8 protein-coding genes are annotated in these 7,230 nt (G+C 73.0%); all 8 read right to left on the bottom strand.

Annotated elements, in window-relative coordinates; all coding sequences use genetic code 11:
• A partial coding sequence (locus CCN42_RS30190; protein ID WP_245877531.1) for a sensor histidine kinase occupies positions 1-936 on the bottom strand: 936 nt, incomplete at its 3' end.
• A gap of 234 nt (positions 937-1,170) precedes the next feature.
• On the bottom strand, positions 1,171-2,058 hold the full coding sequence (locus CCN42_RS30185) for a DUF5936 domain-containing protein (protein WP_086740384.1): 888 nt from the start codon (positions 2,056-2,058) through the stop codon (positions 1,171-1,173).
• 37 nt (positions 2,059-2,095) lie between these two features.
• Positions 2,096-3,040, bottom strand: a complete 945-nt coding sequence (locus CCN42_RS30180) for a type II secretion system F family protein (RefSeq protein WP_086740382.1) — start codon at positions 3,038-3,040, stop codon at positions 2,096-2,098.
• Between the two features lie 44 nt (positions 3,041-3,084).
• On the bottom strand, positions 3,085-4,422 hold the full coding sequence (locus CCN42_RS30175) for a TadA family conjugal transfer-associated ATPase (protein ID WP_086740380.1): 1,338 nt from the start codon (positions 4,420-4,422) through the stop codon (positions 3,085-3,087).
• Positions 4,419-4,796 carry a TadE/TadG family type IV pilus assembly protein gene (locus CCN42_RS30170; RefSeq protein WP_086167284.1) on the bottom strand — a complete coding sequence of 126 codons (378 nt, stop codon included), beginning with the start codon at positions 4,794-4,796 and terminating at the stop codon, positions 4,419-4,421. The genes CCN42_RS30175 and CCN42_RS30170 overlap by 4 nt, the downstream gene beginning before the upstream one ends.
• A 1-nt stretch (position 4,797) precedes the next feature.
• Positions 4,798-5,196, bottom strand: a complete 399-nt coding sequence (locus CCN42_RS30165) for a TadE/TadG family type IV pilus assembly protein (RefSeq protein WP_086740378.1) — start codon at positions 5,194-5,196, stop codon at positions 4,798-4,800.
• A gap of 2 nt (positions 5,197-5,198) precedes the next feature.
• The gene (locus CCN42_RS30160) at positions 5,199-6,455 is read right to left on the bottom strand and encodes a CpaE/TadZ family protein (protein WP_086740376.1); all 1,257 of its coding nucleotides are present in this window, start codon (positions 6,453-6,455) and stop codon (positions 5,199-5,201) included.
• A 9-nt stretch (positions 6,456-6,464) separates the two neighbouring features.
• Complete coding sequence (gene cpaB, locus CCN42_RS30155; RefSeq protein ID WP_086740375.1) at positions 6,465-7,172, bottom strand: Flp pilus assembly protein CpaB; 708 nt, start codon at positions 7,170-7,172, stop codon at positions 6,465-6,467.
• Positions 7,173-7,230: the final 58 nt, after the last annotated feature.

The following is a 7,230-nucleotide window of genomic DNA, read 5'->3' as shown; positions in this document are numbered from 1 at the left end:
GCCGCCACGGAAGCGGTCGCCTGTGGGATGGCAGGTCGCCTGGATGGCGGTGCGGGCGGCGAAGTCCGCGGTGCGGGCGGCCAGCTGGGCGAGGAGGTCCGTGGACTCCGGGGGGTTCGGCTCGTGGCGCAGGTCGGTGAGGAGTTGGCGGGATTCCGTGGCGGCTCTGCGGGCCGAGCGGGCGACGAGGTCCGCTTGCCGGCGCAGCACCGCCGCGTCCGGCGCCGGCGCGTTCGCCGAGGCGGCCAGGCCCTCCGCGGCGAGTGCCACGCCGTGCAGGGTCTTGGCCACCGAGTCGTGCAGTTCGCGGGCGAGGCGGGCGCGTTCCTCGGCGACCGCTTCCGTGGCGGCGAGGCGGGCCTGGACGGATGTGAGGGCCTGGGTGGCCTCGCCGAAGCGGAGCATGAGGCCCCGCAGGGCCGAGCCGGCCGCCCCGGCGATGACGCACAGGCCGGGCAGGAGCAGGGCCTCGGCGGCGGTGCGGTGCTCGGAGCGGGCCAGGGTCGCCTCGACCAGGAGGAGGATCACCGACTGGAGGGAGGCGAAGCAGGCGGCGCCGCGCCAGCTGTAGGCGAGGCCGGCGAGCAGGGGGGTGCAGACGCTGACGTAGGCGAGGGTGGTGTCGGGGCCCGCGGAGACGAGGAGGAGTGAGCCGAAGAGGGTGTCGGCGGCCAGCAGGGTGGGGTGGCGCAGGAGGAGGGGGCCGAAGCGTTCCCAGTCGCGGAACAGGGCGTACGACGCCATGAAGGTGACCACGACCGCCGCGCCGACGAGGTTGGCTCCCAGGCCGGGGGCGGCGTTGAGGAGCGCGGCGGGGGCGGCCAGGGCGATCATGGCCAGCCGGAATCCGAACACCTGGCGGCAGAGCGCCTGGAGCGCGTTGACCTGGAGGGAGAGGGCGGGGGTCGCCACGTTCTGCGCGGAGGCGGATGGCATCGGGGGCGTCAAGGATGTCGGAGGCGTTGGGGGCGTCAAGGGCGTTGAGGGTGTTGGCGGCGCCGGGGGCGTCGGGGTCTTGGCTCGCCGGGTCTCCGTCGGCTGTCCCGTGCCTCGGCGAAGCCGCAGCCCCGCCTCGCCCAGCCCCGCGGCCCACAGCCCCGCGGCCCGCAGTCCGGCCGCGCGCAGGCCCGTCGCCCGGCGGCCCGTAGGAGTCGACATCGTCGCCATGTGTCACTCACCCGTGATGGTGCCGAAGTCCGTCCCGGAGCCCAGCAGGAGGCCGGCGCCCAGCAGCAGCATCGTCGCCGGGACCATGAAGGTGGTGATCATCATGGTGGCCTTGGGTACGGCTCGGGCCGCCTTGCGGCGGGCGTTCTGCGCGTCGGTGCGCCGCATGTCCTTGGCGAGGGCGACGAGCGTGTCCACGATCGGGGCGCCCAGCTCCTCCCCCTGCTGCAACGCCGTCACGAACATGGCGACCTGCTCGGAGTCGTTGCGGCGGCGCAGTTCGGCGAAGGCCTCGCGGCGGCTCATGCCGAGGTCCATCTGGCGGAGGGTGATGCGCAGCTCGTCGGCCCAGGGGCCCGCGTAGCGTGACGCGACGCGGTCGAGTGCCTGGCGGAAGCCGAGGCCCGCGCTGACCACGACGGCGAGGACGTCGAGGAAGTCCGGCAGGGTGCGTTCGATGACGTCCCTGCGGACGCGGATCGCCGACCAGATGCCGACCTCCGTCCAGAACGCCCCGAAGGCGAGCAGCAGGAGGGTCATGAGGAGGTTGCCCTGGAGCAGGAAGATGAGGCCGCCCGCGCCGCCCAGGGCGCCGTACACTGCGCGCCTCGCGGCGTAGCGGTCGATGGTGAGGCCGCCGGGGTTCCCCGCCAGGTCGATCTTGCGACGGTACCTGGCGACCTGTTTGGGGCCCATGAGGCGCAGTACGGCGGGCGCGTACCGCATGCCGAGGCGGTCGACGAGCGAGTCGACCGCGCCCGTGCGGGTGGCGCCCACCTCCAGGGCGAGCGCGAGGTCGGTGGGCAGTTTGGCGTCCGCCCGGTACATGCGGATCCCGGCGAAGACGCCCCCGACGCCGACGGCCGTCAGCAGGGCCAGCAGCAGTGCCATGTCCCAGGTCCCCCTTTCCTAGAAAGACTCAGGTTCCTCAGACGTCGATCCGGGACATCCGGCGGATCAGTACGAATCCGACCGCGTACAGCGCGAACGCGATGATCACGCAGGCCTGGCCGACCGGCGAGCCGGTCATCCGTTCCAGGGCGCCGTCCTTCACACCGTTCATCAGGAAGAGGGAGCCGATGCCCATGACCGGGACCGCGTACGAGGTCATGTTCACCTGGGAGAGCTGGGTGCGGATCTCCCGCCGGGTCTCCTTGCGCTCCTCCAGCGTCTCGGTGAGGTTGCGCAGTGCGCCGACCAGCTGGCCGCCCGCGCGGTTGGCGAGGACCAGGGTGGTGACCAGGACGACGAGTTCCCGGGAGGGGAGGCGTTCGGCCAGCTCGCCGAGCGCGTCGTCCATCGAGGCGCCGACGGCGAGCTGGTTCGCCACCTTGGCCAGCTCCTCGCCCGCGGGGGCTTCGAGTTCCTCCGCCGCCATGCCGATGGCCGTGCGCAGGGCGAGCCCGGCGTGGGTGGCGTTGGCCAGGATGCGGGCCAGTTCGGGGAGTTGGTTGATGAACCGCTCGATGCGCTTCTGGCGCTGCCAGTTGAGGAACTGCAGCGCCGCCCATACGCCGAGCAGACCCGCGATGGGGCCGAAGAAGGGGGCGAGGGCCGCCTGTCCGACGAGCCAGAGGCCGGCGACCGCGGTGAGCATCGCGGCGAGGAACTCGCCGGGGGTGACGTCCAGTCCGGTCGCGGCCAGCCGCAGTTCCAGGCGCCGGCCGGCCTTGGTGCGGCGCACCCGGCGGTCGAGGCCGCGGAAGCGGCGCCGGCGGCCGGTGACGGGGACCTGGCCGGTGGCCGTGAGCCGGTCGACGAGGGCCTGGCGCTGGGCGCGGCCCGTGGCGTAGGCGTGCACGCCGGCGACGGCGAGGACGCAGGTCAGCAGGGTGATCCCGGTCGTCAGGGAGACGAGGGTGGTCAGTTCCATGGCGTTCTACCTGGCTCCACTGGCTTCACTGGCTCCATGTCGTGCTACCTGGCCTCTCGGGTCGCGAGCTGGTCCGCGGTGTGGGCGACGCCGTAGGCCTGGGGGATGGGCTGGCCGGCCAGGTAGAGGCGGTCGGCGGTGCGGCGGGGCAGCGGGAAGTGCCGGAAGGCGCCGTGGACCCGGCCGTCGGGGGTCATCGGCTGCGCGTCGAACCGGGCCACGGTGGCCAGCCGGTACGGCTCTCCGCCGTGGCTGTCGAGGAGGGCGATCTCGGTGACGCGGCGGGCGCCGTCGGCGAACCGGGTGAGCTGGACGATGACGTCGACGGCGCTGTTGATCTGGTCGTGCAGGGCGACGAAGGGCACTTCGACGTCCGACATGGACGCCAGGGTCTGGAGCCGCATCAGGGCGTCCTCGGCGCTGTTGGCGTGGACGGTGGCCAGGGAGCCGTCGTGGCCGGTGGACATGGCCTGGAGCATGTCCAGGGACTCGCCGCCGCGGACCTCGCCGACCACGATCCGGTCGGGCCGCATGCGCAGCGAGTTGCGGACCAGGTCGCGGATGGTGATCTGGCCCTTGCCCTCGACGTTGGGCGGGCGGGACTCCAGGCGGATGACGTGCTGCTGCTGGAGCTGGAGTTCGGCGGAGTCCTCGATGGTGATGATCCGCTCGGTCTCCGGGATGAGGCCGGAGAGGGCGTTGAGCAGGGTGGTCTTTCCGGTGCCGGTGGCGCCGGAGACGATGACGTTGAGCCGGGCCTGCACCAGGCCGGCGAGCAGGTAGAGCATGGGCTCGTCGAGGGAGCCGAAGCCGATCAGCTCGTGGAGCGTGAAGGAGCGCGGGAAGCGGCGGATGGTGAGGGTGGGGCCGGTGAGGGAGAGCGGCGGGATGATCACGTTGACGCGCTCGCCGGACGGGAGCCGGGCGTCGACCATCGGGTTGGACTCGTCGACCCGCCGGTTGACGGTGGACACGATCCGCTCGATCGTCTGCATCAGCTGGTCGTCGGAGGCGAAGCGCAGCGGGAGCTGTTCGACTCGGCCGCCGCGCTCCACGAAGATCGCGTCGGGGCCGTTGACCATGATCTCGGTGATGGAGGCGTCCTCCAGGAGCGGTTCCAGGATGCCGAGGCCGAGGGCCTCGTCGACCACCCGGCGGATCAGCTGGGCGCGTTCCACCGTGGACAGGACGGGGCCCTCGCGGCTGATGATGTGCCCGAGGACGCGCTCCAGGCGGGCCCGGCGCTCGGCGGCGGCGAGCGCGCTCATCTCCGCGAGGTCGATCTCCTCGAGGAGCTTGGCGCGGTAGGAGGCGACCAGGTGGCCGTCCTCGCCCCGGGTGCCGTGCTCCTCGGGGGAGTTGATACGTGCCCGCAGGCTCATGGCTCCGTACTCCTCGGTCCGTGGTCGCGGGGCATGGTGGCGGACTTGTGGGCGTCGCCGAAGTCGAAGCCGGGGACGACGGAGGGAATGTCGACGGTCGCGGTGACCTCCACCTCGTCGCCTCCTCCGGCGCTGGTGCAGGACGTCCCGCCGGCCAGCCACCCGCTGACCGCGGCCTGGCAGTCCGCCGTGTAGGGCCCGTCCAGGGAGGCGCTGCGGGCTCCGGCGCGGGCCGCGGTGCCGGCCTGCTGGGCGGCGTACGCGATCAGCCCGAGCTGGACGGCGGCCAGCGCGACGAGGACCAGGATCGGGATGAAGCCGAGGTACTCCAGCGCCACCTGGCCTCGGTCCCGGGCTCTCCTGTCGTACGGCATCTCAGTCCGTCTCCTCCTCGACGGCGCCCGCGTGGCCCGTCACCTCGAAGGGGAAGTCGACCGTGCCGGGGAAGAGGACGGGCACGCTCAGGGTGACGTCGGCCGTGACGTAACCGCCCCCGCCCGAACAGCTCACTTGCGCTCCCCCCTCCCAGGCGGCCGGCAGTTTGTCCCGCCCGGCCGCCTCGCAGGCACCGTCGCGCTCGCCCGGGCCCGCCTCGGTGGCGGCCCGCACCGCCTCGTCGGCAGCGTTACCCGCGAGCACGTAGGTGTATCCCAGGAGCACGAACTGCCACAGCAGCACCAGCGTGAGCAGGATCAGCGGGGTCATGCCGAGGAACTCGATCGTGACCTGGCCGCCGTCCCGGTGGCGTGGGTGCCGTATCCGCGTGCGCCCCATGGTCAGCCCCCCGAGTCCCGGCGCCTGCGCAGGCTCACCGCGCCCCGGTCGCCGCGCAGCCGCCCGCCCGCCCTGCGGTCCTCGGGTGCCGCCTTGACCAGCCCGAGTTCCCCGGCGAGGGCCCACAGGGCCTGTTTGACGGTGCTGCGGTTGTCCAGTTCGTGCAGGCGGCCCGCGTCCACGACGGCCTGGAGTTCCTTGAAGTGGGCGGGGACGGTGGTCGCGGTCACCGCCGTGCCGGTGATCCTGCGGACCAGCGCGGGCTGGATCTCCGCGGCGCGCGTGTGCCGGTTGACGACGATCGTGGTCTCCTCCGCCTTGCGGATCTGGAGCCGGTCCCACATGCGCACCGTGCGTTTGGCACCGCGTACGGCGATCACGTCCGGGGTGGTGACGAGCAGGGCGGTGTCGGCCATCTCGACAGCGGCCGCGCCGGCCCCGGTGAGCTGGGCGCCGCAGTCGACGACGACCGTCTCGTAGCGGGAGCGCAGGGCGCTGACGATCTGCCGGGCGGCGCGGTCCGTGACCTCCTCGCCGCGTTCGCCCTCGCCGGGGGCGAGCAGCAGGGCGAGGCCGCTGTCGTGGCGGAAGACGGCGTCGGCGAGGACGCGCGGCGAGACGTCGGTGATGGCGGCGAGGTCCACGACCGAGCGGCGGAACTGGACGTCGAGGTAGGAGGCGATGTCCCCGGCCTGGAGGTCCATGTCGAGGAGTGCGGTGGTGCGCCCGGAGGCCTGGGCGGCGAGTGCCAGCTGGACGGCGGTGACGGTGGTGCCGACGCCGCCCTTGGCCCCGCTGACGGTGACGACCGTGCCGCCGGCGCCGGTGGAGACGTCACCGCCGTGGCCGAGATGGCGGCGTACGCCGGTGGACCACTGGGAGACCGCCTGGACGCGGCTGGCGAGTTCCTCGTAGCCGAGCGGGAGGGTGACCAGGCCGCGGGCGCCGCAGTCCATGGCCGCCTGGAAGAGGCCGGGGCTCGCGTCGGAGGTGACGAGGATGACGCCGACCGCGGGGAAGCGGAGGGCGACCTCGCGGATCAGTTCCAGGGCGGGCACGGGACCGATCCGCTCGTGCACGACCACGACTTCGGGAAGTTCGTCGACGGACTCGGCGGCGAGCCGGGCGAGGGTGTCGACGAGCTGGGTGGAGTCCGCCACCGGGGCCACCGGCTCGGCGTCGGGGAGCTGGCTGAGCAGGGTCGTGACGGAGCGGGCCGCGTCCGCGTCGCCGACCGCCGGCAGGATCCTCGTGGGCATGCGGGCCTCTCACTTGTCCTTCGCGAGTTCGTACGTCCGGTCCTCGTCGGGGACCGCGGAGTCGCCGCCGGGCGCGACCAGGGCGAGCCGGACCCGCTCGGCGAAGGACTCGGCGTAGGTGATGCGCTGGGCGTCGAGGGCGGAGAGGGCGAAGGTGATCGGGACGGCGTCGGTGGGCTCCCGGCCGCGGTCGTTCTCGTCGGGTTTCAGGGCGGTCAGCTCGCCGACGTCGAGGACCCGGGCGTTGGTGACGATGATCTTGGACTGGTCGGGGGCGCCCTCGCGTTCGCCCTCGAAGGTGGCGTAGACGTTCACCCGGGCACCCGCGGTGATCTTCCCGGCGACGCCGGTCGCCGCGTCGATCAGGATCGCGACCTCCTGCTCGCCCGGCCGGAGGGCGGGCCGCTCCACGATCATGTCGGTCTGGAGCAGGGAGCCCGGCCGGAGGGTGGTGACGGCGATCTTGCCCCGGATCTCCGCCAGGTCGCGGACCGCGGTGGGCGACAGCCACCGCTCCGGCATCGAGACCCGCTCGAACTGGGCGGCGGTCAGCGGGGTGTAGGGCTCCACCTCCGCCTTCAGGCGGTACGCCGTGACCTCGGGGCCGACCTTGGACTTCACGTCGTTGACGACGGAGAGGACGCCCGCGAACGCGCCCAGGGCGCACAGGACGGACAGGAGGAGCAGTATCACGCCGCGGCGCTGACGGGAGTTCATGACGCGGGGAACCTCATCGGGGGGTGGCGGTCGGGGTTTCTCGGGTGCTCATCGGGGG

Source organism: Streptomyces glaucescens (assembly GCF_002154375.1).
GTDB classification, from domain to species: Bacteria; Actinomycetota; Actinomycetes; order Streptomycetales; family Streptomycetaceae; genus Streptomyces; species Streptomyces glaucescens.
The sequence above is the reverse complement of the archived record's forward strand: the minus strand, read 5'-3'. Positions and strand labels throughout refer to the sequence as shown.